This window comes from Pseudomonas sp. NFPP07 (assembly GCF_900115645.1).
Lineage (GTDB): Bacteria > Pseudomonadota > Gammaproteobacteria > Pseudomonadales > Pseudomonadaceae > Aquipseudomonas > Aquipseudomonas chlororaphis.
The window spans coordinates 213,625-240,466 of the sequence record NZ_FOXG01000003.1 but is presented as its reverse complement, the minus strand read 5'-3'; the positions used below and the strand labels follow the sequence as shown (position 1 = coordinate 240,466).

At 60.5% G+C, this 26,842-nt stretch carries 24 protein-coding genes; 6 read left to right on the top strand and 18 right to left on the bottom strand.

The genetic code is table 11. From position 1 onward, the window contains the following. The first annotated feature begins 28 nt into the window (after positions 1 to 28). From BM019_RS09230 to BM019_RS09215, 4 genes are all read left to right on the top strand, one after another. Positions 29 to 445 carry an OsmC family protein gene (locus tag BM019_RS09230; RefSeq protein ID WP_009042801.1) on the top strand — a complete coding sequence of 139 codons (417 nt, stop codon included), beginning with the start codon at positions 29 to 31 and terminating at the stop codon, positions 443 to 445. A 62-nt stretch (positions 446 to 507) separates the two neighbouring features. Then, entirely contained in the window at positions 508 to 1,395 is an 888-nt protein-coding gene (locus BM019_RS09225) for a pirin family protein (protein ID WP_009042800.1), read from the top strand. 176 nt (positions 1,396 to 1,571) lie between these two features. Further along, positions 1,572 to 2,948, top strand: coding sequence for a pyridoxal-phosphate dependent enzyme (locus tag BM019_RS09220; protein ID WP_092418094.1), 1,377 nt, complete (start codon positions 1,572 to 1,574; stop codon positions 2,946 to 2,948). Further along, positions 2,945 to 4,120 (top strand): trans-sulfuration enzyme family protein, encoded by a 1,176-nt coding sequence (locus BM019_RS09215; RefSeq protein WP_092418093.1) that lies wholly within the window; start codon positions 2,945 to 2,947, stop codon positions 4,118 to 4,120. Before BM019_RS09220 ends, BM019_RS09215 begins: the two co-directional genes overlap by 4 nt. A 93-nt stretch (positions 4,121 to 4,213) precedes the next feature. Here BM019_RS09215 and BM019_RS09210 read toward each other — a convergent pair whose 3' ends face one another. The 4 genes from BM019_RS09210 to BM019_RS09195 all read right to left on the bottom strand — a co-directional run bounded on the left by BM019_RS09210 (position 4,214) and on the right by BM019_RS09195 (position 7,928). Continuing rightward, positions 4,214 to 4,942, bottom strand: coding sequence for a dienelactone hydrolase family protein (locus tag BM019_RS09210; protein ID WP_062823218.1), 729 nt, complete (start codon positions 4,940 to 4,942; stop codon positions 4,214 to 4,216). 67 nt (positions 4,943 to 5,009) lie between these two features. Beyond that, a complete protein-coding gene (gene htpG / locus BM019_RS09205; RefSeq protein WP_053260599.1) occupies positions 5,010 to 6,914 on the bottom strand; it encodes a molecular chaperone HtpG in 1,905 nt (634 codons plus the stop codon). A gap of 88 nt (positions 6,915 to 7,002) precedes the next feature. Next, positions 7,003 to 7,455 (bottom strand): PaaI family thioesterase, encoded by a 453-nt coding sequence (locus BM019_RS09200; RefSeq protein WP_092418092.1) that lies wholly within the window; start codon positions 7,453 to 7,455, stop codon positions 7,003 to 7,005. Then, positions 7,452 to 7,928, bottom strand: coding sequence for a PaaI family thioesterase (locus tag BM019_RS09195; protein WP_009042794.1), 477 nt, complete (start codon positions 7,926 to 7,928; stop codon positions 7,452 to 7,454). Before BM019_RS09195 ends, BM019_RS09200 begins: the two co-directional genes overlap by 4 nt. A gap of 158 nt (positions 7,929 to 8,086) precedes the next feature. Here BM019_RS09195 and BM019_RS09190 point away from each other — a divergent pair, with 158 nt between their 5' ends. Further along, positions 8,087 to 8,338, top strand: coding sequence for a hypothetical protein (locus BM019_RS09190; RefSeq protein ID WP_009042793.1), 252 nt, complete (start codon positions 8,087 to 8,089; stop codon positions 8,336 to 8,338). A 64-nt stretch (positions 8,339 to 8,402) separates the two neighbouring features. Here BM019_RS09190 and BM019_RS09185 read toward each other — a convergent pair whose 3' ends face one another. The 12 genes from BM019_RS09185 to sdhC all read right to left on the bottom strand — a co-directional run bounded on the left by BM019_RS09185 (position 8,403) and on the right by sdhC (position 22,788). Further along, complete coding sequence (locus BM019_RS09185; RefSeq protein WP_009042792.1) at positions 8,403 to 8,804, bottom strand: MAPEG family protein; 402 nt, start codon at positions 8,802 to 8,804, stop codon at positions 8,403 to 8,405. Beyond that, on the bottom strand, positions 8,804 to 9,541 hold the full coding sequence (locus tag BM019_RS09180) for a DUF599 domain-containing protein (protein ID WP_025805264.1): 738 nt from the start codon (positions 9,539 to 9,541) through the stop codon (positions 8,804 to 8,806). The genes BM019_RS09185 and BM019_RS09180 overlap by 1 nt, the downstream gene beginning before the upstream one ends. 174 nt (positions 9,542 to 9,715) lie before the next feature. After that, positions 9,716 to 11,029, bottom strand: coding sequence for a branched-chain amino acid transport system II carrier protein (brnQ, locus tag BM019_RS09175; protein WP_085530192.1), 1,314 nt, complete (start codon positions 11,027 to 11,029; stop codon positions 9,716 to 9,718). A gap of 325 nt (positions 11,030 to 11,354) precedes the next feature. Beyond that, positions 11,355 to 12,236: a succinate--CoA ligase subunit alpha gene (gene sucD / locus BM019_RS09170; protein WP_007931513.1), complete on the bottom strand. Its 882-nt coding sequence runs from the start codon at positions 12,234 to 12,236 to the stop codon at positions 11,355 to 11,357. Further along, entirely contained in the window at positions 12,236 to 13,402 is a 1,167-nt protein-coding gene (sucC, locus tag BM019_RS09165) for an ADP-forming succinate--CoA ligase subunit beta (RefSeq protein ID WP_007931510.1), read from the bottom strand. The genes sucD and sucC overlap by 1 nt, the downstream gene beginning before the upstream one ends. Positions 13,403 to 13,626: 224 nt before the next feature. Beyond that, the gene (gene lpdA / locus BM019_RS09160) at positions 13,627 to 15,063 is read right to left on the bottom strand and encodes a dihydrolipoyl dehydrogenase (protein ID WP_007931507.1); all 1,437 of its coding nucleotides are present in this window, start codon (positions 15,061 to 15,063) and stop codon (positions 13,627 to 13,629) included. 112 nt (positions 15,064 to 15,175) lie between these two features. Next, positions 15,176 to 16,396: a 2-oxoglutarate dehydrogenase complex dihydrolipoyllysine-residue succinyltransferase gene (odhB, locus tag BM019_RS09155; RefSeq protein ID WP_009042789.1), complete on the bottom strand. Its 1,221-nt coding sequence runs from the start codon at positions 16,394 to 16,396 to the stop codon at positions 15,176 to 15,178. A 42-nt stretch (positions 16,397 to 16,438) separates the two neighbouring features. After that, positions 16,439 to 19,270 carry a 2-oxoglutarate dehydrogenase E1 component gene (locus tag BM019_RS09150; protein WP_007931503.1) on the bottom strand — a complete coding sequence of 944 codons (2,832 nt, stop codon included), beginning with the start codon at positions 19,268 to 19,270 and terminating at the stop codon, positions 16,439 to 16,441. A 276-nt stretch (positions 19,271 to 19,546) separates the two neighbouring features. Next, on the bottom strand, positions 19,547 to 20,251 hold the full coding sequence (locus tag BM019_RS09145) for a succinate dehydrogenase iron-sulfur subunit (protein ID WP_007931501.1): 705 nt from the start codon (positions 20,249 to 20,251) through the stop codon (positions 19,547 to 19,549). Between the two features lie 12 nt (positions 20,252 to 20,263). After that, positions 20,264 to 22,036, bottom strand: a complete 1,773-nt coding sequence (sdhA, locus tag BM019_RS09140; RefSeq protein WP_007931499.1) for a succinate dehydrogenase flavoprotein subunit — start codon at positions 22,034 to 22,036, stop codon at positions 20,264 to 20,266. Positions 22,037 to 22,039: 3 nt separating this feature from the next. Next, positions 22,040 to 22,408, bottom strand: coding sequence for a succinate dehydrogenase, hydrophobic membrane anchor protein (sdhD, locus tag BM019_RS09135; RefSeq protein ID WP_007931497.1), 369 nt, complete (start codon positions 22,406 to 22,408; stop codon positions 22,040 to 22,042). Continuing rightward, a complete protein-coding gene (gene sdhC, locus BM019_RS09130; protein WP_169915034.1) occupies positions 22,402 to 22,788 on the bottom strand; it encodes a succinate dehydrogenase, cytochrome b556 subunit in 387 nt (128 codons plus the stop codon). The genes sdhD and sdhC overlap by 7 nt, the downstream gene beginning before the upstream one ends. Positions 22,789 to 23,139: 351 nt before the next feature. Between sdhC and gltA the strand changes: the two genes are divergently transcribed. Next, positions 23,140 to 24,429, top strand: coding sequence for a citrate synthase (gltA, locus tag BM019_RS09125; RefSeq protein WP_007931493.1), 1,290 nt, complete (start codon positions 23,140 to 23,142; stop codon positions 24,427 to 24,429). 287 nt (positions 24,430 to 24,716) lie between these two features. Here gltA and BM019_RS09120 read toward each other — a convergent pair whose 3' ends face one another. Together BM019_RS09120 and BM019_RS09115 are read right to left on the bottom strand one after the other, a co-directional pair. Next, positions 24,717 to 26,375 (bottom strand): cation acetate symporter, encoded by a 1,659-nt coding sequence (locus tag BM019_RS09120; protein WP_007931491.1) that lies wholly within the window; start codon positions 26,373 to 26,375, stop codon positions 24,717 to 24,719. Further along, positions 26,372 to 26,683, bottom strand: coding sequence for a DUF485 domain-containing protein (locus BM019_RS09115; protein ID WP_009042787.1), 312 nt, complete (start codon positions 26,681 to 26,683; stop codon positions 26,372 to 26,374). Before BM019_RS09115 ends, BM019_RS09120 begins: the two co-directional genes overlap by 4 nt. Positions 26,684 to 26,842 lie beyond the last annotated feature (159 nt).

Here is a 26,842-nt window from a genome sequence, read left to right as displayed (position 1 = left end):
GACTGCCCACCACTGCCCGAGGTCCGTCATGACTATCACCGTCAACACCGAATCCAGCGAAGGTTTCCGCCACAGCATCCAGATCGATGACCACCAATTGTTCGCCGACCTGCCCAAGACCCTGGGCGGCGAGGGTTCCGCGCCGGAACCCCACGACTTCTTCGATGCCGCCCTGGGCGCCTGCAAGGCCCTGACCCTCAAGCTGTACGCGCAGAAAAAAGAGATTCCGCTCACCGGCGTCACGGTCGAGGTCAAGCACGACAATAGCCAGGAGCAGAAAGGCCAATACGCGCTGCACGTCAAGCTGACCCTCAAGGGCGTGCTCACCGATGCCCAGCGTGAAGAACTGCATCGCGTCGCCGACCGCTGCCCGGTGCACAAGCTGATGACCACCGCCGAGGTGAGCATCGAGACCCACCTGTCCGAAGGCGCCTTCAGCCAATAGCGCCATGGCTCGCACAAGCGGGTTATGCTCCCGGGCATAACCCGATCAGCCTGGAATGCACCATGAACACACCGCTCGTGATTCGCCCTCGCGCCGAGGACGTCGAAGGCCAACCCATCCTGCGTCCGCTGCCCTCGGCCCAATGCCGCAGCGTCGGGCCCTTCGTGTTTTTCGATCACATGCTGCAAACCCGCTACCCCGCGGGCAAGGGCATGAATATCCGCCAGCATCCGCATATCGGCCTGTCGACCCTGACCTACCTGTTCCAGGGGCAGATCCAGCACAAGGACAGCCTGGGTTCCGACCAGGTGGTGAACCAGGGGGATGTCAGCTGGATGACCGCCGGCAGCGCCATCGCCCATGTCGAGCGCACCCCGCAGGCGCTGATCGACAGCGACTTCAGCATGCACGGCCTGCAGGTCTGGCTGGCTTCGCCCAAGGCCCATGAACAAGGCCCGGGGCACTACAGCCATCACCCGGCCGCGACCTTGCCGGTCAGCGACAACCTCGGGGTCAAGATCCGCATGATCGCCGGCAGCGGTTTCTGCCTGGAATCACCGGTCCCGGTGCTCTCCCCGACCCTGTATGCCGAAATACAGTTGCAGACCGCGACCACCCTGCTGATCCCTGCCGAACATGAAGAGCGCGCCCTGTACGTGCTCGAAGGCGACGCCCAGCTGGATGGCGAGCCCGTCGAGCCGCATGCGCTGGTGATCCTGCCCACCGGAACCACCCCCACCCTGTTCGCCGACAGCGATTGCCATGCCGTGCTGTTCGGCGGCGCGCCGCTGGACGGTCCGCGGCGGATCAACTGGAACTTCGTCTCCAGCGACCCGGCGCGTATCGATGAAGCCCGCCAGCGCTGGGCCGCCGGCGACTGGCCGACGGTGCCGGGGGAAAGCGAAAGAATCGAACTGCCCAAGGGCAAAGGCTCGCCGTCACCCCTGTAGCGCCGGGCCAGGCTTCCCCCGCCGCCTGGTTGCGCAACCAGGTACCGGCCGGCGCGAGCGGTTGCGGGTAGCCGGATCCCGGCCTATGGTCCAAGCGATGCATTGCCTGCGACCGGCGCGCGATGATTCGCCGTGGGTCGCCCATCCAGCGCAGCTTTGCGCAGCGAGGTGACGACATGCCGAACGACTCCCGTCCCGCCGTGCTCGAACTGATCGGCAACACGCCGCTGGTGCGTGTCAGCCGTTTCGATACCGGCCCCTGTACGCTGTTTCTCAAGCTTGAATCGCAAAACCCCGGTGGCTCGATCAAGGACCGCATCGGCCTGGCGATGATCGACGCCGCCGAGCGCGATGGCCGCCTGCGACCCGGTGGCACCATAGTCGAGGCCACCGCCGGCAACACCGGCCTCGGCCTGGCCCTGGTCGGCCGCGCCAAGGGTTATCGAGTGGTCCTGGTGGTGCCGGACAAGATGTCCACCGAGAAGGTCCTGCACCTCAAGGCGATGGGCGCCGAAGTGCACATCACCCGCTCCGATGTCGGCAAGGGCCACCCTGACTATTACCAGGATATGGCCGCGCGCCTGACCAAGGAGATTCCCGACGCGTTCTTCGCCGATCAGTTCAACAACCCAGCCAACCCGCTGGCCCACGAATGCAGCACCGCGCCGGAAATCTGGGCGCAGACCCAGCATGACGTGGACGCCATCGTGGTCGGCGTCGGCTCCGCCGGCACCCTGACTGGCCTGACCCGGTTCTTCCGCCGGGTGCAGCCGGACCTGGCCATGGTCCTGGCCGATCCGGTGGGCTCGGTGATGGCCGAATACAGCCGCAGCGGCGCCCTCGGCACACCCGGATCCTGGGCGGTGGAAGGCATCGGCGAAGACTTCATTCCGTCCATCGCCGACCTTTCCAGCGTGCGCAAGGCCTATTCCATCAGCGACGAGGAAAGTTTCGAGCACGCCCGCCAGTTGCTGCGCGCCGAGGGTATTCTCGGCGGCTCTTCGACCGGTACCCTGCTGGCCGCGGCTCTGCGCTACTGCCGCGAGCAGACTGAGCCGAAGCGGGTGGTCAGCTTCGTCTGCGACACCGGCACCCGCTACCTGTCGAAGGTCTACAACGACCAATGGATGAACGATCAGGGCCTGCTGCAACGCAAAGGCTACGGCGACCTGCGCGACCTGATCGCGCGGCGCTTCGAAGACGGCCGGGTGATCAGCGTGGGGCCGGACGATACCCTGCTCACCGCCTTCCAGCGCATGCGCCTGGCCGATGTGTCGCAACTGCCGGTGCTGGTGGACGGGCAGCGACTGGTCGGGGTGATCGACGAGTCGGACATCCTGCTGGGCGTGCACGAAGATGCTTCACACTTTCGCAAGACCGTGGCCAGCGCCATGACCGATCAGCTGGAAACCCTGCCTCCCGGCGCCAGCCTGGCCGAACTGGAGGCGGAACTCGACCGTGGCCTCGTGGCGATCATCGCCGACGCTTCGGGCTTCCACGGCTTGATTACCCGGGTCGACATGCTCAACCACTTACGGAGATCACTGCCATGAGCCAAGATGAAACCGGCGCGCCACGCGCCTTCGCCACCCGGGTAATCCATGCGGGGCAAACGCCGGACCCTTCCACCGGGGCGCTGATGCCGCCGATCTACGCCAACTCCACCTATGCCCAGCAGAGCCCCGGGGTGCACAAGGGGCTCGATTACGGGCGCTCGCACAATCCCACGCGCTGGGCCCTGGAGCGCTGCGTGGCGGACCTCGAGGGCGGCACCCAGGCCTTCGCCTTCGCCTCCGGGCTGGCAACGATTTCCACCGTGCTCGAACTGCTCGACGCGGGCGCGCATATCGTTTCCGGCAATGACTTGTACGGCGGAACGTTCCGTCTCTTCGACAAGGTGCGCCAACGCAGCGCCGGCCATCGCTTCAGCTTCGTCGACCTGACCGATCTGTCGGCTTTCGAAGCGGCGCTGCAGGACGACACGCGGATGGTCATGGTCGAGACCCCGAGCAATCCCCTGCTGCGCCTCACCGATCTCGCCGCCATCGCGCGCATCTGCCGGGCGCGGGGCATCATCTGCGTCGCCGACAACACCTTTGCCAGCCCGTGGATCCAGCGTCCGCTGGAACTGGGCTTCGATATCGTGCTGCACTCGACGACCAAGTACCTCAACGGCCATTCCGACGTGATCGGCGGCATCGCGGTGGTCGGGCAGAACCCCGACCTAGCCGAACGTTTGGGCTTCCTGCAGAACGCCGTGGGAGCGATCGCCGGGCCGTTCGACGCCTTCCTCACCCTGCGCGGGGTGAAGACCCTGGCGCTGCGCATGGAACGCCACTGCAGCAACGCCCTGGAGCTGGCGCAATGGCTGGAGCGCCAGCCACAGGTAGCGCGGGTCTACTACCCGGGCCTGCCGTCCCACCCGCAGCACGCACTGGCACGGCGGCAGATGCACGGTTTCGGCGGGATGATTTCCCTCGACCTGGACTGCGACCTGGCCGGCGCCAGGCGTTTTCTCGAGAGCGTGCGGATCTTCGCCCTGGCCGAGAGCCTGGGCGGGGTGGAAAGCCTGATCGAGCACCCGGCGATCATGACCCACGCCAGCATTCCCGCGGACACCCGGGCGCAGCTCGGCATCGGCGATGGGCTGGTGCGTTTGTCCGTGGGGGTCGAGGATGTGGAGGACCTGCGCGCCGACCTGGCCCAGGCACTGACGCGTATTTGAATCAGTAACAGGCACAAAAAAGCCCGTTTGGCGTACAAGGCGGCTCACTGAGAGCTGCATTACATCGCCAAGCGGGCTTGTGGTTCCCGGGGCTCAGCCCTTGAACACTTCATCCAGCAGGTTGTGCATCGAGGTGAAGGCACGGCCCGCGGTCTTGGCGTCGTACATCATCGTTCCCGGCACATTGGCGTGCGGATCGGTGAAAGAATGCACCGCGCCGCCGTAGCTCAGCAGTTGCCAATCCACGCCCGCGGCATTCATTTCCTCTTCGAAGGCCGGCAATTGCTCTTTCGGCACCAGCGGGTCGGAGGCGCCATGCAGCACCAGCACCGAACCCTTGATGTTCCGGGCGTCGGCCGGGTTCGGCGTATCCAGGGTGCCGTGGAACGACACCGCGGCTTTCAGCGGCGCACCACTGCGCGCCAGCTCCAGGGAGCAGCAGCCACCAAAGCAGAAGCCGAAGGTGGCCAGCCGGGCCTTGTCCACCGCCGCTTCCTGCTGGCTTTGCAGCGCCTCGAAGGCCGCCTGCATGCGCTTGCGCAGCAAGGCCCGGTCATTCTTCAGCGGCATCATCGCGGCGCCCGCCTCGTCGCCGTTGCTCGGACGGACCTGTTGCCCGTACAGGTCGGCGATCAGCACCACATACCCCTTGGCGGCGACCGCCTCGGCGATCTTCTCGGCACCGGCGCCGACGCCCATCCAGTTCGGCGCCATCAACAGCCCCGGACGCGGGCCCTGCTGGCTGGCATCGAACGCCAGGCGGCTTTCATAGGATTGACCATCAATCTGGTAGACCAGGGAACGAACAGTGACTTGGCTCATTTCAGACTCCTGATTCAAAAACACCGGAATGAAAAAACCCGCCGAAGCGGGTTTTTATACAACGCAGTTAAACCGACAGTTCAACCAGCAGCTTGTTCAGGCGGCGCACATAGGCGGCCGGGTCTTTCAAGCTGTCGCCGGCAGCCAGGGCCGCCTGATCGAAGAGGATGTGCGACAGGTCGCCGAAGCGCTCGTCGCTCTGCTCGCCGTCGAGTTTCTCGATCAACGGGTGAGCCGGGTTGAATTCGAAGATCGGCTTGGAATCCGGCACCTTCTGCCCGCTGGCCTCGAGGATCTGGCGCATCTGCAGGCCCAGGTCCTGCTCGCCGATCGCCAGGATCGCCGGGGAGTCGGTCAGGCGGTGGGAAACCCGCACTTCGCTGACGGTATCGCCCAGGGCGGTCTTGATCCGCTCCACCAGGCCTTCCTTGCTCTTGGCGACTTCTTCCGCGGCCTTCTTGTCCTCTTCCGAGTCCAGGTTGCCCAGGTCCAGGTCACCCCGCGCCACGTCGACAAAACCCTTGCCGTCGAAGTCGCTCAGGTAGCTCATCAGCCACTCGTCGATGCGATCGGTCAGCAGCAGCACTTCGATGCCTTTCTTGCGGAAGACTTCCAGGTGCGGGCTGTTCTTGACCTGCGCGTAGGTTTCGCCGGTGAGGTAGTAGATCTTGTCCTGGCCTTCCTTGGCGCGTGCCAGGTACTCGGCCAGGGAAACATTCTGCTCGCCGTCGTCGCCCTGGGTGGAGGCGAAGCGCAGCAGGCCGGCGATCTTTTCCTTGTTGGCGAAGTCTTCGGCCGGGCCTTCCTTCATCACCTGGCCGAAGTTTTTCCAGAAGCCCTTGTATTGCTCAGGCTCGTTCTTCGCCAGTTTTTCCAGCATGTCCAGCACGCGCTTGGTCAGCGCCGACTTCATGGAGTCGATGATCGGGTCTTTCTGCAGGATTTCCCGCGACACGTTCAGCGACAGGTCGTTGGAATCGACCACGCCCTTGATGAAGCGCAGGTACAGCGGCAGGAAGGATTCGGCCTGGTCCATCACGAACACGCGCTGCACGTACAACTTCAGGCCTTTCGGCGCTTCACGCTGGTACAGGTCGAATGGCGCACGGGCCGGCACGTACAGCAGCGAGCTGTATTCCAGCTTGCCTTCGACCTTGTTGTGGCTCCAGCTCAGCGGGTTCTCGAAGTCGTGGGCGATGTGCTTGTAGAACTCCTGGTATTCCTCGTCCTTGATTTCGGTACGCGGACGGGTCCACAGGGCACTGGCACGGTTGACGGTTTCCCATTCCTGCGCAGGCTTCTCCTCGCCCTCAGCGGCAGCGGCCTCTTTCGGCAGCTCGATCGGCAGGGCGATATGGTCGGAGTACTTCTTGATGATGTTGCGCAGGCGCCAGCCGTCGGCGAACTCGTCTTCGCCGGACTTCAGGTGCAGGACGATGCGGGTACCGCGGTCGGCCTTGTCGATGGTCGCGACTTCGAACTCGCCTTCGCCCTTGGAGGACCAGTGCACGCCTTCGCTGGCGTCAAGGCCGGCGCGGCGGCTGAAGACATCGACCTTGTCGGCAACGATGAAGGCGGAATAGAAGCCCACGCCGAACTGACCGATCAGGTGCGAATCCTTCTTCTGGTCGCCAGTGAGGTTTTTCATGAAATCGGCGGTGCCGGACTTGGCGATGGTCCCCAGATGGGTGATCACATCGTCCCGGCTCATGCCGATGCCGTTGTCTTCGAGGGTGACGGTCTTGGCGTCCTTGTCGAAGCTCACACGGATTTTCAGCTCCGCGCCACCTTCCAGCAACTCAGGCTTGGACAGGGCTTCGAAGCGCAATTTGTCGACAGCGTCAGAGGCGTTCGAGATCAGTTCGCGAAGGAAGATTTCCTTGTTGGAATACAGCGAATGGATCATGAGGTGCAGCAGTTGCTTTACCTCGGTCTGGAAGCCCAGGGTTTCCTTTTGAGTTTCCACACTCATGGTCATCAAACTCCAATCAGATGGCATAAGCCGCGCCCGGAGGGCTTACGGCGGGATGTCCACAGAGTTGGGGGCTATACCTGAGATTTCAAGGCCCTGGACTTTCTTCGAGTTTGAAATGTGCGCGGGCGGTGGCAATCGGTTCTTCTGCGGAGCTCTGCCAGGCGGCGATGGCCACGTTCGCCACCCGCCGTCCCTGGCGGCAGACCTGGCATCGGGCATAGGTATCGCGAAATTGCCCGGCACGCAGGTAATCGAGGGAAAAGTCGATGATTTTCGGCACGCCCGGCGAACCGGTGCCAATCAACAGATGCAGGGCCGCGGCCAACTCCATGAATCCGGCGATCACCCCACCGTGCAGGGCCGGCAGCAACGGGTTGCCGATGTTGTCGCGGTTGGCGGGCAGGCGAAACAGCAACTCATCGCCCTGCCGCGAACACTCGATGCCAATCAGCCTGGCGTAGGGAATCAATTGCAGCAGCGCGGCGTAATCGCCTTGCTGGTGGGCATGCTGCACTTGCTTCTGGAAATCGTCGCTCATGGCCGCTCACCCTTGATGGCGCCGGCAAAACCTTTGCTGCCCTTGATGCCCTTGCCCATGCGCATGAAGGTGCCCACCACATGGGCAACAGGGTGCTCGGGGTCGTCCTGATAGGCAAAACCGCGGGTGAAAATCACATCGGTGGTCACCCGGTAGCACTGGGCAAAGCCATACACGCTCTTGCCCGGCTGCGCCGGGTGCATGTAATCGATGCGCAGGTCCAGGGTCGGGCAGACCTCGAACTCCGGCAGGACGCACAACGTGGCCATGCCACAGGCGGTGTCCATCAACGAGGTCAGCGCGCCACCGTGGATCACTCCGGTCTCTGGGTTGCCGACTATCTGCGGGCTGTAAGGCAACATCAGGGTGATGCCGTCTTTTGAGGCGCTGTGCACGCTCATGGCCAATACCTGGCAATGGCGCAGCGCCGACAAAAACCGCGTCGCACGCTCAAAAACAGGGTTCTGCTCCATAAGGAAATTCTCTAGTTGGTGTCAAAACCGCTCGGTTAACGCGACAGGTAAAAGTTCCATATTGCCGGCACTTTATATATCTTTAACTTTCAAGGAACTTAACCTGTAGAGCCATGCTCGAAAGGCCAGAAGATATCTTCAATAAGGAGAAACACCCCATGCGTAAGACTTTAGCTATTGCCCTGATGCTGACCGCTTCCCTCGGTCTCGCTGCCTGCGATAAAAAATCCGAGGACAAAGCTCAAGATGCCAACCAACATGCTGAGCAAGCTCAACAGAAAATGAATGAAGCTCAGGATAAAGTGAACGAAGCTGCAAAAGAAAACGCCGAAGCAGCCAAAGATCAGGTTGAATCGAACAAAGCAGCGGCTGAAGAAGCTGCCAAGGAAGCCGCTCCTAAAACCAACTAATCCGGTTTTAGTGCAGCAAAAAGAAAGCCCGCCTAGTGCGGGCTTTACTTTGTCTGCAATAACGCTAAGCCAACAGGCTGCGAAAAGTCGGACTAAGCATCAGCAGCAATGAGCAGAGCAGACCGATAAACCAGACCAGACTGCGCTGCCAGGCAAGATCCGCCCAATAGCACAGCAGATAGATAACCCGCGTGATGACGAAGACGATCGCCAGGCCGTCGATCAACCAGCCCTGAGTCTGGGTGGTATGGGCCATCAGCACCCCGACCGCAAATAACATGAAGGCTTCGAAACTGTTCTGGTGCGCCGCCACTGCCCGGGCGCCAAACCCCGTGAGCTGTGTCTGTTGCTGGCGTGGCAGGTGATTGTCGTAGCCGCCCTGCTCTTTCATCGCCCTGGCTACCGGTATGCGCGCCACGTAAATCAACAGCGCGCTGATAAACACACACCAGAAAGCAATACTCATCAGGCTATCTCCTTGTTCACCTCGGGCAATGGCGCCTCTGTAGGGGTATAGACCATCACGTCCAACACGTCGGAATGAAACTCCCGGCGGTACAGCACCAGCACCACGCCCGCGCTCATCAACATGAACAGCCAGGGGCTGACGAACCAGGCCAGCATGCTCATGCCGAAGTAATAGGAACGCAGGCCGAAGTTGAACTGGTTGGCGGCCATGGAAATCACCCGCGCGGCCCGCATTGCAAAGGCTTTCCGCTCCTGTTCGGAAACATGCCGCTCACCGATCATCGGCGCCGAGCCCACGAGAATGGCCGCGAAGTTGTACTGGCGCATGCACCAGCTGAAGGTGAAGAAGGCGTAGACGAACACCAGGGCCAGGCACAGCAGCTTGATCTCCGACATGCCCTGGGAGGCCTGCTGCACCATGGGAATGTCGGCCAGCAGCGACACCGCACGCTCGGAAGCGCCAAGCACGGTGAGGATACCGGCGAGGATAATCAGGGTGCTGGAGGCAAAGAACGAGGCGTTGCGCTCCAGGTTGCCGATCACGCTGGCGTCGGCAATGCGGTTATCGCGCAGCAGCATGCGGCGCATCCAGTCTTCCCGGTACAGGTGCAGCACGCTGGCCAGGCACGCGGTATCGCGGCCCTTCCACGTGGCGTAGCGGGTGTAGCCGCCCCAGCAGATGACAAACCAGAGGGCGGCGATGAGATGGATCAGGTTGGCTTCGACGAACGACATGCAGGTTCCCGGGTAGGCGTTGGCAGAGTGCGGATACAACTGGCACTGCTTCGACGTTGATCGAGGAAAAAAGACACCATCGGCCGCCCATAAAAAATGCCCCGTATCGCTGGATACGGGGCATTTTCATGGCTACTCGGTGCCCGCTTGTGACAGGCCCCGGCAGATAGCGGTCTAGGCCAGCGCTTCGCTGCGCTTGCCCAGCAGGCGGTCGCAGGCGACCGCGACCACCAGGGTCATGACCGAAGGCACCAGCCACGCCAGGCCCTGCTCACTCAGTGGCAGGTGCATCAACTGGGTTGGCATCCAGTCCGCCAGGCCGGCGCCCTTGAGGGCGTCGATCAGGCCGAACAGGAAGGACACCAGCATCACCGGACCGACGATGCGGCCTTGCTCATGCCAGAAGTCCTTGCAGAAGCTCAGGGCCACCAGGGCGATGCACGGCGGGTAGATGGCGGTCAGCACCGGGATGGAGAAGGCGATCAGCTTGGTCAGGCCCAGGTTGGACACTAGCAGCGAGAACGCCGCCAGGATGATCACCAGGGTCTTGTACGACAGCGGCAGTACGCGGCTGAAGTACTCGGCGCAAGCGCAGGTCAAACCAACCGCGGTCACCAGGCAGGCCAGGGAAATCAGCACGGCGAGGAAGCCACTGCCCAGGGAACCGAAGGTGTGTTGCACATAAGCGTGCAGCACCGCCGCGCCATTGGTGGCACCGGCCGCGACTTCGTGACTGCCCGAGCCCAGGCGGAACAGGCTGACATACACCAGCGCCAGGCCGACACCGGCAATCAGCCCGGCGATGATCGCGTAACGGGTGATCAGGCGTGGCGACTCGACACCGCGGGAACGGATGGCGTTGACGATGACGATGCCGAACACCAGCGCGCCCAGGGTATCCATGGTCAGGTAACCATTGATGAAGCCCTGGGAGAACGGCGCCGCAACGTATTCGGGCGTCGCGGTACCGATATCACCGGCCGGCAAGGCGAACGCGGCGATGCCCAATACGGCCAGGGCGATGATCTTCAGCGGCGCGAGGAAACGCCCAACGGTGTCCAGCAGGCGTCCTGGGTAAAGGGAGATGAAAAACACCAGCAGGAAATACACCGAGCTATAGAGGAACAGCGCCAGCGGGCTTTCGCCGGTCAGGGGCGCCAGGCCTACTTCGAAGGACACGGTCGCGGTACGCGGCGTCGCGAACAACGGGCCGACCGCCAGGTAGCAGACCGCCGCCAGCAGGCCGCCGGCGATCTTGCCGATCGGGCTGCTCAGCGCGTCCATCGCCCCGCCGACCTTGGCCAGCGCAACGACGGTCACCACTGGAAGGCCCACGGCGGTGATCAGAAAGCCCAGCGCCGCGATCCAGACGTTAGGTCCGGACTGCAAGCCGACGATAGGCGGGAAGATGATATTGCCGGCCCCAACGAACAGGGCAAAGGTCATAAAACCCAGTGCCAGAATGTCCTGGCCTTTCAACACTTTCATTAAGGAAATACCACACTACTGAATCGGAATTTAGAGAGGGATTTCCCTTATGGGTGAGGGAAATGCTGTCGGTCCGTATAGGACTGACCCGTTTAGCGCGCAGTTTCCTTGTGGGACGCAGACGCAAAAGAGGCGGCTAGACTACCGAATTTGTAAGACAAACGCACTGTTAGAGGGCGAACTGTCCGATCAGCGACATTTGCGTGTCGCGTTTATGTAGATAAATAGCCGTTTGCCATGATCGCGAGCCCTTTCCGATAGCCAGAAAGCACAAAGGCCACCCGAAGGTGGCCTTTGTTGGTGGAGCGTCAGCTAAGCGCGAGGCTTACTTGACAGCCCAGCCAGTCAGCTCGGCCAGGGCCTTGCCGATGTCTGCCAGCGAACGCACGGTTTTCACGCCTGCGTCTTGCAGAGCAGCGAATTTCTCGTCTGCAGTGCCTTTGCCGCCAGAGATGATTGCGCCAGCATGGCCCATGCGCTTGCCCGGAGGAGCAGTCACACCAGCGATGTAGGAAACAACCGGCTTGGTCACGTTAGCCTTGATGTAGGCAGCCGCTTCTTCTTCAGCCGAACCGCCGATCTCACCGATCATCACGATCGCTTCGGTCTTCGGGTCTTCCTGGAACAGCTTCAGGATGTCGATGAAGTTGGAGCCTGGGATCGGGTCACCACCGATGCCGACGCAGGTGGACTGACCGAAACCGGCGTCAGTGGTCTGCTTCACGGCTTCGTAAGTCAGGGTGCCGGAACGGGAAACGATACCGACCTTGCCTGGCAAGTGAATGTGACCTGGCATGATGCCGATCTTGCATTCGCCTGGAGTGATCACGCCTGGGCAGTTAGGGCCGATCAGGGTAACACCCAGCTCGTCGCACTTAACTTTAGCGTCCAGCATGTCCAGGGTAGGAATGCCTTCGGTGATGCAGACGATCAGCTTGATGCCGCCGAATGCCGCTTCCAGGATGGAGTCCTTGCAGAAAGGAGCCGGAACGTAGATCACGCTGGCGGTGGCGCCAGTGGCAGCTACAGCGTCTTTCACGGTGTTGAAGACAGGCAGGCCCAGGTGCTCGGTGCCACCTTTGCCCGGAGTTACGCCGCCAACCATCTTGGTGCCGTATTCGATGGCTTGCTGGGTGTGGAAACTACCTTGCGAACCGGTAATACCCTGGCAGATAACTTTGGTGTCTTTATTGATCAGGACGCTCATTATTTGCCCTCCGCAGCTTTGACAACTTGTTGAGCAGCGTCGGTCAGGCTGGTAGCAGCGATGATGTTCAAGCCGCTTTCTGCCAGTACTTTAGCGCCCAGTTCAGCGTTGTTGCCTTCGAGGCGAACAACAACCGGGATTTTCACGCCGACTTCTTTCACTGCACCGATGATGCCTTCGGCAATCATGTCGCAACGAACGATGCCGCCGAAGATGTTGACCAGTACTGCAGCGACGTTGGTGTCGGACAGGATGATCTTGAAGGCTTCGGTCACGCGCTCTTTGGTAGCACCACCACCTACGTCGAGGAAGTTGGCTGGCTTGCCGCCGTGCAGGTTGACGATGTCCATGGTACCCATGGCCAGGCCGGCGCCGTTGACCATGCAGCCGATGTTGCCTTCCAGCGCTACGTAGTTCAGTTCGAACTTGGCAGCGTGCGCTTCGCGCGGATCGTCCTGGGACGGATCGTGGAAAGTCTTCAGCTTAGGCTGGCGGTACATGGCGTTGGCGTCGATGTTGATCTTCGCGTCCAGGCAGTGCAGATCGCCATCAGCCTTGATCACCAGCGGGTTCACTTCCAGCAGTGCCAGATCGTGGTCCTGGAACAGTTTGGCCAGGCCTACGAAGATCTTGGCGAACTGAGTGACTTGCTTGCCTTCCAGGCCCAGCTGGAAAGCCAGCTCGCGACCCTGGAATGGCTGAGCGCCAACCAGCGGATCGATAGTAGCCTTGAGGATTTTCTCAGGGGTGTCGTGAGCGATTTTCTCGATGTCCACGCCACCTTCGGTGGAAGCCATGAACACGATGCGACGGCTCGAACGGTCGACGACAGCGCCCAGGTACAGCTCTTTAGCGATATCAGTGCACGATTCAACCAGGATCTTGGTGACTGGCTGGCCATTGGCGTCAGTCTGGTAAGTCACCAGACGCTTGCCCAACCACTGTTGAGCGAATGCTTTAGCGTCTTCTTTGCTGCGAACCAGCTTTACGCCGCCCGCTTTACCGCGACCACCGGCGTGAACCTGGGCTTTGACAACCCACTCGGAGCCGCCGATCTTGTCGCAAGCTTCTGCTGCTTCTTCCGGGGTGTCTACCGCGTAGCCTTTGGATACTGGCAGGCCGTATTCAGCGAACAGCTGCTTACCCTGATACTCGTGAAGATTCATGCTTTTTACCGTCTTCGTTAGGTACTGCGCATTCGGCGCTGCGCTCTTGATGAGTGCCGCGCCACCTGTGACCGCTCCTCACCGGACTCCCCTGCCCCGCATCCGCAGCCTGGGCTGCGGCACAGCGCATGAAGATTCCCGTGAGGTCGAGTCCAGCGGACGTTCCGCGGTGAGTCTTGCTCGCAAGGCTCACGACGGGCAATCCGCCGTGGTTTCTTATTGTCTTAACGCTTTTTGCGGTTGGCGATGTGGATGGCGCCGCCATTCACTGCCAGTGCTGCTTCGTGCAGGGCTTCGGACAGGGTTGGATGGGAGAAAACCATCATGCCCAGGTCTTCGGCGCTGGTGCCGAATTCCATGCCGATCGCACCTTGCTGAACCAGTTCTGCCGCGCTTGGGCCGATCACGTGAACGCCCAGTACACGGTCAGTCTTGGCATCAGCGATGACTTTTACGAAACCGCCGGTGTCGTTGGCTGCCATGGCACGGCCGCTGGCTGCGAACGGGAAGGTGCCGACGTTAACTTCAACGCCTTCAGCTTTCAAGGCCTGCTCGGTCTTGCCGACCCACGCGATTTCCGGGTGAGTATAAATAACCGAAGGGATCAGGTCATAGTTCATCTGAGCCTTGTGGCCCTTGATGCGCTCGACGACCATGATGCCCTCTTCCGAGGCTTTGTGAGCCAGCATCATGCCGCGAACCACGTCGCCGATCGCGTAAACGCCCGGTACGGTGGTGGCGCAGTGATCGTCGACGTGCACGAAACCGCGCTCGTCGAGGGTCACGCCGCAATCGGCAGCCAGCAGATCAGTGGTCACTGGACGGCGACCAACGGCTACGATCAGCTTATCGAAAGTGATGTTCTGTTCGCCGTTGGCATCGGTGTAGGTCACGACCACTTCTTCGCCGTTGACCTTGGAGCCGGTGACGCGAGCGCCCAGCTTGATATCCAGACCCTGTTTGGTCAGGGTTTTCAGCGCTTCCTTGGAGACGGCGGTGTCGGCAGCCATCAGGAAGGTGTCCAGGGCCTCTAGGACAGTCACTTCAGCGCCCAGACGGGACCATACCGAACCCAGTTCCAGACCGATCACGCCAGCGCCGATCACGCCCAGGCGTTTTGGTACGGATTGGAATTCCAGGGCGCCGGTGGAGTCGACGATCACTTTCTGATCGACCGGAGCCGGTGGAATGTCGATTGGACGGGAGCCTGGCGCCAGGATGACGTTCTCGGCTTCGATCACTTCCACCGAGCCGTCAGGCTTGGTGACTTCGACTTTCTTGCCGGCCAGCAGTTTGCCGTGGCCCTGGATGGAGGTCACGCCGTTGGCCTTGAACAGGGTGGCAACACCGCTGGTCAGGTTTTTCACGATGTTGGCCTTGCGGCCGACCATCGCAGGCACGTCCATGGACACGCCAGCGTGGCTGATACCGTGGATCGCGAAACCGTCTTGGGCTTCGTGGAATTTCCAGGAGCTGTCCAGCAGCGCCTTGGAAGGGATGCAGCCGACGTTCAGGCAAGTACCGCCGAGGGCCAGTTTGCCCTCCTTGTCGGTATATTTCTCGATGCAGGCAGTCGTGAGGCCGAGTTGCGCCGCTTTAATGGCAGCTACATAGCCGCCAGGGCCTGCGCCAATCACTACCACGTCGAATTTCTGAGTCATGTGTCATTCCTTCTCGAATCAAACCGGACGGCCTCTTGTGGAGGCCGTCGTGGGACGAAGCTGTTCGTTTCGGCGAAAGGCCGATCATCGCTGATCGGCCCATGCTACGAAATCAGATATCCAGCAGCAGACGAGCCGGGTCTTCCAGCAGGTTCTTGATGGTAACCAGGAAGGTCACTGCTTCTTTGCCGTCGATCAAACGGTGATCGTAGGACAGAGCCAGGTACATCATCGGACGGATAACCACCTGACCGTTGATCGCCATAGGACGCTGCAGAATGTTGTGCATGCCCAGGATCGCCGCTTGTGGCGGGTTGACGATCGGAGTCGACATCATCGAACCGAAAGTACCACCGTTGGTGATGGTGAAAGTACCGCCGGTCATCTCTTCCATCGACAGTTTGCCGTCACGGGCTTTCTTGCCGAAGGTGGCGATGCCGCCTTCGATTTCAGCCAGGCTCATCAGTTCGGCGTTACGCAGAACCGGAACCACCAGGCCGCGGTCGCTGGACACGGCAACACCGATGTCGGCGTAGCCGTGGTAAACGATGTCGGAGCCGTCGATCGAGGCGTTGACCGCGGGGAAACGCTTCAGCGCTTCGGTAGCAGCCTTGACGAAGAACGACATGAAGCCCAGGCGTACGCCGTTGTGGGACTTCTCGAACAGATCCTTGTACTTCGAACGCAGGGCCATGACTTCGGTCATGTCGACTTCGTTGAAAGTGGTCAGCATCGCCATGTTCGACTGGGCTTCGACCAGACGCTCGGCAACCTTGGCACGCAGGCGGGTCATCGGAACGCGCTTCTCGACGCGGTCGCCAGCAGCGAACACCGGAGCAGCGGCGGCAGGAGCAGCGGCCTTGGCAGGCGCGGCAGCCGGAGCGGCTTTCTTGGCAGCAACGGCGGCAACCACGTCTTCCTTGGTCACGCGGCCGCCTTTGCCGGTACCGGCAACGGAAGCGATGTTGATGCCGTTCTCTTCGGCCAGCTTGCGCGCGGCTGGAGCAGCGATTGGATCGTCTTCGCCTTCGGCGGCAGGAGCTGCGGCCTGGGCGGCAGCCGGTGCGGCAGCGGCTGGAGCAGCAGCGGCGGCAGCGCCTTCGGCGATGGAGCCCAGGACTTCGTCGGACAGAACGGTGTCGCCTTCGTTCTTGACGATAGCGCCCAGCACGCCGTCAGCGGTGGCCAGAACTTCCAGCACGACCTTGTCGGTTTCGATGTCGACGATCAGTTCGTCGCGCTTGACGGCGTCGCCCGGTTTTTTGTGCCAGGTGGCAACGGTGCCATCGGCAACCGATTCCGGGAAAGTGGGGGCTTTGATCTCGATAGCCATTATCTGTGGTTCCTTAAATTCGGTTTCAGGTGCGCGAAGGCGTTAAACAGTGAAAGCATCTTGCAGCAGTTTTTCCTGCTGCTCGGCGTGCATCGACGCGTAACCGCATGCAGGTGCAGCAGAGGCTTCACGGCCCGCGTACTCGAGTACAAGCGACTTGTCGTGATTGCCAACGATGCGGCGCATGTGGTGCTGGCTGCAGTACCAGGCCCCCTGGTTCATCGGCTCTTCCTGACACCAAACGACATGCTTGAGGTTGGTGTACGGAGCCAGGACTTCGTTCAAGTCGTCCTCAGGGAATGGGTACAGCTGCTCGATACGCACGACGGCGATGTCGTCGCGGCCTTCGGCACGGCGTTTTTCCAGCAGGTCGTAGTAGACCTTGCCGCTGCACAGAATCAGACGATTCACGTCTTTTGGATCCTGGGCATCGATTTCCGGAATAACGGTCTGGAACGAACCTTCCGCCAGATCTTCCAGGGTCGAGATGGCCAGTTTGTGACGCAGCAGCGACTTCGGAGTCAGGACCACCAGCGGCTTGCGCAGCGGGCGAATCACCTGACGACGCAGCAGGTGGTAGATCTGGGCCGGAGTGGTCGGCATGCAGACCTGGATGTTGTGCTCGGCGCACAGCTGCAGGTAACGCTCCAGACGAGCCGAAGAGTGCTCCGGACCCTGACCTTCATAACCGTGCGGCAGCAGCATGGTCAGGCCGCAGAGACGGCCCCACTTGTGCTCGCCACTGGTGATGAACTGGTCGATCACCACCTGGGCACCGTTGGCGAAGTCGCCGAACTGGGCTTCCCAGATCACCAGCGCGTTTGGCGTGGTGGTCGAGTAACCGTATTCGAACGCCAGTACGGCTTCTTCGGACAGGAACGAATCGTACAGATCGAAACGTGGCTGGCCGTCGTACAGGTGCTGCAGCGGAATGTAGGTGCTGGCGTCTTTCTGGTTGTGCAGGACCGCATGACGGTGCGAGAACGTACCGCGACCGATGTCCTGGCCGGTCATGCGGATCGGGTGACCTTCGAACGCCAGGGTCGCGTATGCCATGGTTTCGGCATAACCCCAGTTGATCGGCAGGCCGCCGGCTTGCATCTTCTGACGGTCTTCGTAGATCTTCGCGACCTGGCGCTGAACCACGAAGCCTTCCGGCAGCTCCAGCAGCTTGGCGGACAGTTCCTGCAGGGTCTTCAGATCGAAGGTGGTGTCGTGACGCGCAGTCCAGGCGTGGCCCAGATATGGACGCCAGTCCACGAACAGCTCTTTGTTCGGCTCTTTGACCAGGCTCTTCACTACGTGCAGGCCGTTGTCCAGCGCGTTGCGGTATTCGTCGACTTTCGCCTGAACACGCTCGGCGTCGAGCACGCTTGCCTGGACCAGACGATCGGCATACAGCTCACGGGTGGTGCGCTGCTTGGCGATCTGCTGGTACATCAGAGGCTGGGTGCCGCTTGGCTCGTCCGCTTCGTTGTGGCCGCGACGACGGTAGCAGACCAGGTCGATCACCACATCGCGCTTGTACTGCATGCGGTAGTCGATGGCCAGCTGGGTCACGAACAGTACGGCTTCCGGATCGTCACCATTCACATGGAGGATCGGCGCCTGGATCATTTTCGCGACGTCGGTGGCGTACTCGGTGGAACGCGAGTCCAGCGGGTTGCTGATGGTGAAACCGACCTGGTTGTTGATCACGATGTGCACGGTGCCGCCGGTCTTGAAACCGCGGGTCTGCGACATCTGGAAGGTTTCCATCACCACGCCCTGACCTGCGAATGCAGCGTCACCGTGGATGGAGATTGGCAGAACCTTGTCACCGGTCTGGTCGTTGCGGCGATCCTGACGGGCGCGCACCGAACCCTCGACCACTGGCGAAACGATCTCCAGGTGGGACGGGTTGAAGGCCATGGCCAGGTGAACTTCACCGCCGGTGGTCATCACGTTGGACGAGAAGCCCTGGTGGTATTTCACGTCACCGGAGCCCAGCTCGACCTTCTTCTTGCCTTCGAACTCGTCGAACAGCTCGCGCGGGTTCTTGCCGAAGGTGTTGACCAGGACGTTGAGGCGACCACGGTGGGCCATGCCGATCACGACTTCCTTGGTCCCGTAGGAACCGGAACGCTGGATCAGCTCGTCGAGCATCGGGATCAGGCTTTCGCCGCCTTCCAGGCCGAAACGCTTGGTGCCCGGGTACTTGGTGCCCAGGTATTTTTCGAGGCCTTCAGCTGCGGTGACGCGCTCGAGCAGGTGACCCTTGATATCCGTGGAGTAGGTCGGACGGCCGCGTACGCTTTCCAGACGCTGCTGGAACCACTGGCGCTGCTCGGAATCGGTGATATGCGTAAATTCAGCGCCGATGGTGCGGCAATATGTCTGCTGCAACGCTTCGTGAATTTCGCGTAGGCTCGCTTCCTCTTTGCCGATGAACAGGTCGCCGGCACGGAAGGTCGTATCAAGATCGGCATTGGTCAAGCCGTAATGATTGATTGACAGGTCTGCAGGTGCAGGACGCTGCCACAGCCCCAGCGGGTCAAGCTGGGCTGCCTGGTGGCCACGCATACGGTAGGCCTGGATCAATCGCAGCACTTCAACTTGCTTCTTCTCGTGCTCGCTGCTCACGCTACCGGCGGATACCGGCTGGGCGCGGCGCTGGTTCTTTGCCAGCAACACGAAATGATCGCGGATTGTCGAGTGCGAAACATCGATGGCAGTGCTGCCGTCGGTAGGCAACTTCTGGAAGTAAGTGCGCCACTCTTCTGGCACAGCGTTAGGGTCGTGCAGGTAGAGCTCGTAGAGCTCTTCCACATAGGCAGCGTTACTACCGGATAGGTAGGCGCTGTTCCACATGCGCTGCATCACGCTTTCTTGCATGCTTGGTCACCCTCGGTTAGGGGAACACCACCGGCGAAGACACCGAGCAAACTTGCAAAAGTCCGAGTGCAGCGACCAAAACAAGCCACTTAGGATCACGCTGATAGTCCGGGTACCAGCCCGGATGCCCCTGCTTGTCTCATTTCTTCAAAATACGAGCGGCAACTTTGTGAGCTGCTGCTCAGCTTAAAACTACGGCGCCGGTTGAAGCCTGCGCCGTAGCCTCTACGGGTACAGCGGTCCTGCCTTTACAACAACTGGGTTACAGCAGCTGAATCACACGCCGCTCGAGAGCAGCATGTTACGTATGTGACCGATGGCCTTAGTCGGGTTCAGGCCTTTCGGACAAACGTTGACGCAGTTCATGATGCCGCGGCAGCGGAATACGCTGAACGGATCATCCAGCGAAGCCAGGCGCTCGGACGTCTTGGTGTCGCGGCTGTCTGCCAGGAAGCGATAGGCTTGCAGCAGGGCAGCTGGACCCAGGAACTTGTCCGGGTTCCACCAGAAGGACGGGCAGGAAGTCGAGCAGCAAGCGCACAGGATGCACTCGTACAGACCATCGAGCTTTTCGCGCTCTTCAGGGGACTGCAGACGCTCGATGGCCGGAGCCGGCGTGTCGTTCTGCAGGAATGGCTTCACCTTCTCGTATTGCTTGTAGAAGATGCTCATATCGACGACCAGGTCACGGATAACCGGCAAACCTGGCAGCGGACGAACAACCAGCTTGTTGTTCTTCACCACGGCAGACAGCGGCGTGATGCAGGCCAGGCCGTTCTTGCCGTTGATGTTCATGCCATCGGAACCGCAAACGCCTTCACGGCAGGAGCGACGATAGGAGAAACCTTCGTCCTGCTCTTTGATCAGCGCCAGTACGTCCAGCACCATCAGATCCTTGCCACCGGTGTCGACCTGGAAAACCTGGGTTTTCGGCGCGGAGTCGGTGTCAGGGTTGTAACGATAAACTTCGACTTGCAACATATCGATCACCCTTTAGTAAGTCCGGACTTTTGGTTCAAAAGTCGGAACAGTCTTCGGCGAGAAGTTAACGGCACGCTTGGCAACGCGCTTCTCACCCGGGAAGTACAGGGTGTGGCACAGCCAGTTTTCGTCGTCGCGGTCTTCGAAGTCTTCACGGGCGTGGGCGCCGCGGGACTCTTTACGCACTTCGGCAGCGATGGCAGTGGCTTCGGCCACTTCCAGCAGGTTCTGCAGTTCCAGTGCTTCGATACGTGCGGTGTTGAACGCCTGCGACTTGTCGTTGATCTTGACGTTGGCGATGCGGGTACGCAGCTCGGCCAGCTGGGCGATGCCCTTCTGCATGTATTCGCCGGTGCGGAATACGCCGAAGTAGTTCTGCATGCAGCTTTGCAGCTCGCGACGCAGGGTAGCCACGTCTTCGCCGTCGGTACGCTCGTTGAGGGCGGACAGACGTGCCAGGGCCGCATTGATGTCGGCGTCGGTGGCGTCGTCGTATTCGATGCCGTCGGTCAGCGCTTTTTCCAGGTGCAGGCCGGCAGCGCGGCCGAATACCACCAGGTCGAGCAGCGAGTTGCCGCCCAGACGGTTGGCACCGTGAACCGATACGCAAGCCACTTCACCCACCGCGAACAGGCCAGGGATGATTTCGTCGTTGCCTTCGGCGTTCTGGGTGATCGCCTGACCATGAATGTTGGTGGCAACGCCGCCCATCATATAGTGGCAAGTCGGAACAACCGGAACCGGAGCAACCACCGGGTCAACGTGAGCGAAAGTCTTGGACAGTTCGCAGATGCCTGGCAGACGGCTGTGCAGCACTTCCTCGCCCAGGTGGTCGAGCTTGAGCATCACGTGGTCGCCATTCGGACCGCAACCGTTGCCGGCGATGATTTCCTTAACCATCGAACGGGCAACAACGTCACGACCGGCAAGGTCCTTGGCGTTCGGAGCATAACGCTCCATGAAACGCTCGCCGTGCTTGTTGATCAGGTAACCGCCTTCACCACGGCAACCTTCAGTAACCAGTACACCGGCGCCGGCGATGCCGGTCGGGTGGAACTGCCACATTTCGATGTCTTGTACCGGCACGCCGGCACGCAGCGCCATGCCGACACCGTCACCGGTGTTGATCAGGGCGTTGGTGGTGGACGCATAGATACGCCCTGCACCGCCAGTCGCCAATACGGTGGCTTTTGCGCGGATGTAGGTGGTTTCGCCGGTTTCGATGCAGATCGCGATCACACCGACGAACGCGCCGTCCTGGTTCTTCACCAGGTCAACAGCGTAGTACTCGTTCAGGAAGGTGGTGCCGGCTTTCAGGTTGCCCTGATAAAGGGTGTGCAGCAGCGCGTGACCGGTACGGTCGGAAGCCGCGCAGGTACGGGCAGCCTGGCCGCCTTTACCGTAGTCCTTGGACTGGCCGCCGAAAGGACGCTGGTAGATACGACCGGTTTCGGTGCGGGAGAATGGCAGACCCATGTGGTCCAGTTCGAAAACCGCGGCCGGGCCTTCCTGACACATGTATTCGATAGCGTCCTGGTCACCGATATAGTCGGAACCCTTGACGGTATCGTACATGTGCCAGCGCCAGTCATCGTTCGGGTCGGCCGACGCGATGGCGCAGGTGATGCCGCCCTGGGCCGACACAGTGTGCGAGCGGGTCGGGAACACCTTGGTGATCACTGCAGTCTTGTGGCCGCCCTGGGCCAGCTGCAATGCGGCACGCATGCCGGCACCGCCGCCACCAATGATGATGGCGTCGAAAGAAATCGTTGGAATGTTAGCCATGAATCAGATACCCCAGAGAATCTGCACACCCCAGACGAAGTAGGCGAACATTGCAACGCCGCATACTGCCTGGAAAAGGAAACGTACTGCAGTCGCCGACTTGCCCAGCGCCATCGGCGTCAGGTAGTCGGTCGAAATGGTCCACATGCCGACCCAGGCGTGAGCGCCCAGAGCAACCATGGCCAGCAGGCTGAAGATACGCATCCAGTTGTTGGAGAACAGTGCGTGCCATTGCTCGTAGCCAAGGCCCGGGTTCGCAACGAGGTATCCGATCAGGAAGATGAAATAAGCCGCGAGAACGACCGCAGACACACGCTGTGCCATCCAGTCATAGAGGCCCGAACGCGACAGGTTCGTGACGTTAGTTACCATATCCAAACTCCTGCCAGAACGATTACCACCACGGATACGGCGATAACGATTTTAGAGCCCAGCTTGCCGCCTTCCAGCGTCTCACCGATGCCCATGTCCATGATCAAATGGCGCACACCGGCAACCAAGTGATACAGCAAGGCGGACAGGATGCCCCAAATCACTAGCTTGGCTAGCGGACTGGTCAGACACGCTTTCACCTCGCCGAAGCCTTCCTCGGAGCTGAGCGACTTGTCCAATGCATAAAGCATGATGGCAAGGCTCACAAAGAGGATGACACCGGAAATACGGTGAAGGATGGACGTGTAAGCAGTGACTGGGAGTTTGATGGTCCTTAGGTCTAGGTTTACAGGTCGTTGGCTATTCACGGCTTTTTTCACACTGAAGAGCCCCTAACAATCAGGGCAAAGTTGTTGGGGAGTGCACTGGTCAGGTACCCACCACCCAGGGAGTGACGACCCCCATCAAACCGGGCCCGAAAGCCCATGGCGGTCGGTGGCCGAGTATAGACAGTTAGGCTACTAATGACAACGCAATCACCTTCCCCTAATAGCTCATTGCGTTAGGCGGATAAAAGGCGTAAATGGCGGGGAATTTCGAGGAAAAAGTCCGGTTAAAGCCTTCTGGGGCAAGACTTTAGGCAAATTGACATTCGGATTTATCTCACTATAGTGGTGCGGGCCCTGCGTGGGGGGTCTGTCTGATGATTTCAAGCATAAATAGGAGGCCACATGGCTGACAAAAAAGCGCAGTTGATCATCGAGGGCGCAGCCCCCGTCGAGCTGCCCATTTTAACCGGCACCGTTGGTCCCGATGTAATCGATGTTCGGGGCTTGACGGCCACGGGCCGCTTCACCTTTGACCCGGGTTTCATGTCGACCGCCTCCTGCGAGTCGAAAATCACCTATATCGACGGCGACAACGGCATTCTGTTGCACCGCGGCTACCCGATCGAACAGTTGGCTGAAAAGTCGGACTACCTGGAAACCTGCTACCTGCTGCTCAACGGCGAATTGCCGACCGCAGAACAGAAGGCCCAATTCGTCGGCAACGTGAAGAACCACACCATGGTTCACGAGCAGTTGAAGACCTTCTTCAACGGCTTCCGTCGCGACGCCCACCCGATGGCGGTCATGTGCGGCGTAGTCGGCGCCCTCTCTGCCTTCTACCACGACTCCCTGGACATCAATAACCCGCAGCATCGCGAAATCTCCGCGATCCGCCTGGTTGCCAAGATGCCGACCCTGGCCGCGATGGTTTACAAGTACTCCATGGGCCAACCCATGATGTACCCGCGCAACGACCTGTCGTACGCGGAAAACTTCCTGCACATGATGTTCAACACCCCGTGCGAGATCAAACCAATCAGCCCGGTGCTGGCCAAGGCAATGGACCGGATCTTCATCCTCCATGCCGACCACGAGCAGAACGCATCGACCTCCACCGTACGCCTGGCGGGCTCCTCGGGCGCCAACCCGTTCGCCTGTATCGCTGCCGGTATCGCCGCACTCTGGGGCCCGGCTCACGGCGGCGCCAACGAAGCGGTACTGACCATGCTCGACGAAATTGGCGATGTCTCGAACATCGACAAGTTCATCGCCAAGGCCAAGGACAAGAACGATCCGTTCAAGCTGATGGGCTTCGGTCACCGCGTCTACAAGAACCGCGACCCGCGCGCCACCGTCATGAAGCAGACCTGCGACGAAGTGTTGAAGGAACTGGGCATCACCAACGATCCGCAACTCGAACTGGCCATGCGCCTGGAAGAGATCGCCCTGACCGACCCGTACTTCATCGAGCGCTCGCTGTACCCGAACGTCGACTTCTACTCGGGGATCATCCTCAAGGCCATCGGCATTCCGACCAGCATGTTCACCGTGATCTTCGCCCTGGCGCGTACCGTCGGCTGGATCTCGCACTGGAAAGAAATGCTCTCCAGCCCTTACAAGATCGGCCGTCCTCGCCAGCTGTACACCGGCTACGAGTCGCGCGACATCACCAAGCTGGAAGACCGCAAGTAAGACCTGTTGCCTTGCGCTAACGTCTTGACTGCAGCGGATACGGCCTCTTTATAGAGGCCGTATTTGTTTGTGCTCCCCTCCCCCGCCATTTCCCTGTAGCTGCCTGCATTCGGCCGCACAGCGGATGTGGAATGCCAACTCCACATCACTCTCACGCTGAACGAGCTTGCGAGCGCTACGCACTCGATCGCAGGCTGCGCCAGCGGCTACAAAGGGCGACGCCAATAAAAATGCCCCTGTCTTTCGACAGGGGCATTGGGGTTTAACGCAGCTTATATATAGAAGCCTTAGTGCGATACCGCCCCGCTGGCTCCCAGGCCGGTCTGCGAGCGTACGAACTGCGGGAAGAACAGCGCCCGCTCATTGTCAGCCGCAGTGGACTTGTCGGTGATGGAGAAGAACCAGATCCCGATAAAGGCAATGATCATCGAGAACAGCGCCGGGTACTCGTAAGGGAAGATGGCTTTTTCATGCCCCATGATCTGCACCCAGATGGTCGGGCCGAGGACCATCAGGCCCACCGCACTGACCAGGCCCAGCCAGCCACCAATCATGGCGCCGCGCGTGGTGAGCTTCTTCCAGTACATGGAAAGCAGCAGTACCGGGAAGTTGCAGCTCGCCGCGATGGAGAACGCCAGGCCGACCATGAACGCGATGTTCTGGCTCTCGAACAGGATGCCCAGGGCAATCGCCAGCACACCCAGGCACACGGTGGTGATCTTCGAGACGCGGATCTCATCCTTCTCGTTGGCCTTGCCCTTCTTGATCACGCTGGCGTACAGGTCGTGGGAAACCGCCGAGGCACCGGCCAGGGTCAGGCCAGCCACCACCGCCAGGATAGTGGCGAAAGCCACCGCCGAGATGAAGCCGAGGAACACGCTGCCGCCCACGGCATTGGCCAGGTGCACCGCCGCCATGTTGTTGCCGCCGAGCAGAGCGCCCGCCGCGTCCTTGAACGCCGGGTTGGTGCTGACCAGGAGGATCGCGCCAAAACCGATGATGAAGGTCAGGATGTAGAAGTAGCCGATGAAGCCGGTGGCATACAGCACGCTCTTGCGCGCTTCCTTGGCGTCGCTCACGGTGAAGAAGCGCATCAGGATGTGCGGCAGGCCCGCGGTACCGAACATCAGCGCCAGGCCCAGGGAGAACGCCGAGATCGGATCCTTCACCAGGCCGCCCGGGCTCATGATCGCTTCACCTTTGGGGTGAACCTTGGTGGCTTCGGAGAACAGCATGTTGAAGTCGAAGTTGACATGTTTCATGACCATCAACGCCATGAACGAGGCACCGGACAGCAGCAGAACCGCCTTGATGATCTGTACCCAGGTGGTCGCCAGCATGCCGCCGAACAGCACGTACAGCACCATCAGGATACCCACCAGGATCACCGCCACATGGTAATCGAGGCCGAACAGCAGCTGGATCAGCTTGCCGGCACCGACCATTTGCGCGATCAGGTAGAACGCCACCACCACCAGCGAGCCGCAGGCCGACAGCGAGCGGATCTGGGTCTGCCCGAGGCGATAGGACGCCACATCGGCGAAGGTGTACTTGCCCAGGTTGCGCAGGCGCTCGGCGATCAGGAACAGAATGATCGGCCAGCCCACCAGGAAGCCGATCGAATAGATCAGGCCATCGTAGCCGGAGGTGAACACCAGAGCGGAAATCCCCAGGAAGGACGCCGCCGACATGTAGTCACCGGCAATCGCCAGGCCGTTCTGGAAACCGGTGATCTTGCCCCCCGCGGCATAGTAGTCGGCCGCCGACTTGTTGCGCTTGGAGGCCCAGTAGGTAATGCACAGGGTGGCTCCGACGAACAGCACAAACATGATGATCGCAGAGACATTGAGGGGTTGTTTATGCACTTCGCCGGTCAGGGCGTCGGCCGCCCAGAGACTTGGAGCAAAGGCCGCGACGCTAAAAAAAGCCAATAGACGCCGGATCATTGCTGAGCCTCCTTGAGAATCGCATTGTTCAGGTCGTCGAATTCGCCATTGGCGCGTCGCACGTAGATACCGGTCAGGACAAAGGCCGCGACAATCAACCCGACACCAATGGGAATGCCCCAGGTGATGGATGATTCAGGACTGAGTTTTGCCCCCAGCACATGGGGTCCGTAGGCAATCAGCAGGATGAAGCCCGAATAAAGCCCGAGCATGATCGCCGACAGTATCCAGGCGAATCGTTCGCGCTTGCTGACCAGCTCCTTGAAACGCGAGCTGTTTTGAATCGAGAGGTAAATGCTGTCGTTCATTGTTTTTATCCTCGCAGCACAGATTTTAGTTGGAACGTAGTCCACTCTATGCAGCTCTGGAGCTGATTCCAGACGACCTTAGTATTAGAACGACAGTACCCCTGACACAGGCTTTTGCGCCGGGCAAAACAAAAGGCCGCCGGGTGCAAACACCCGGCG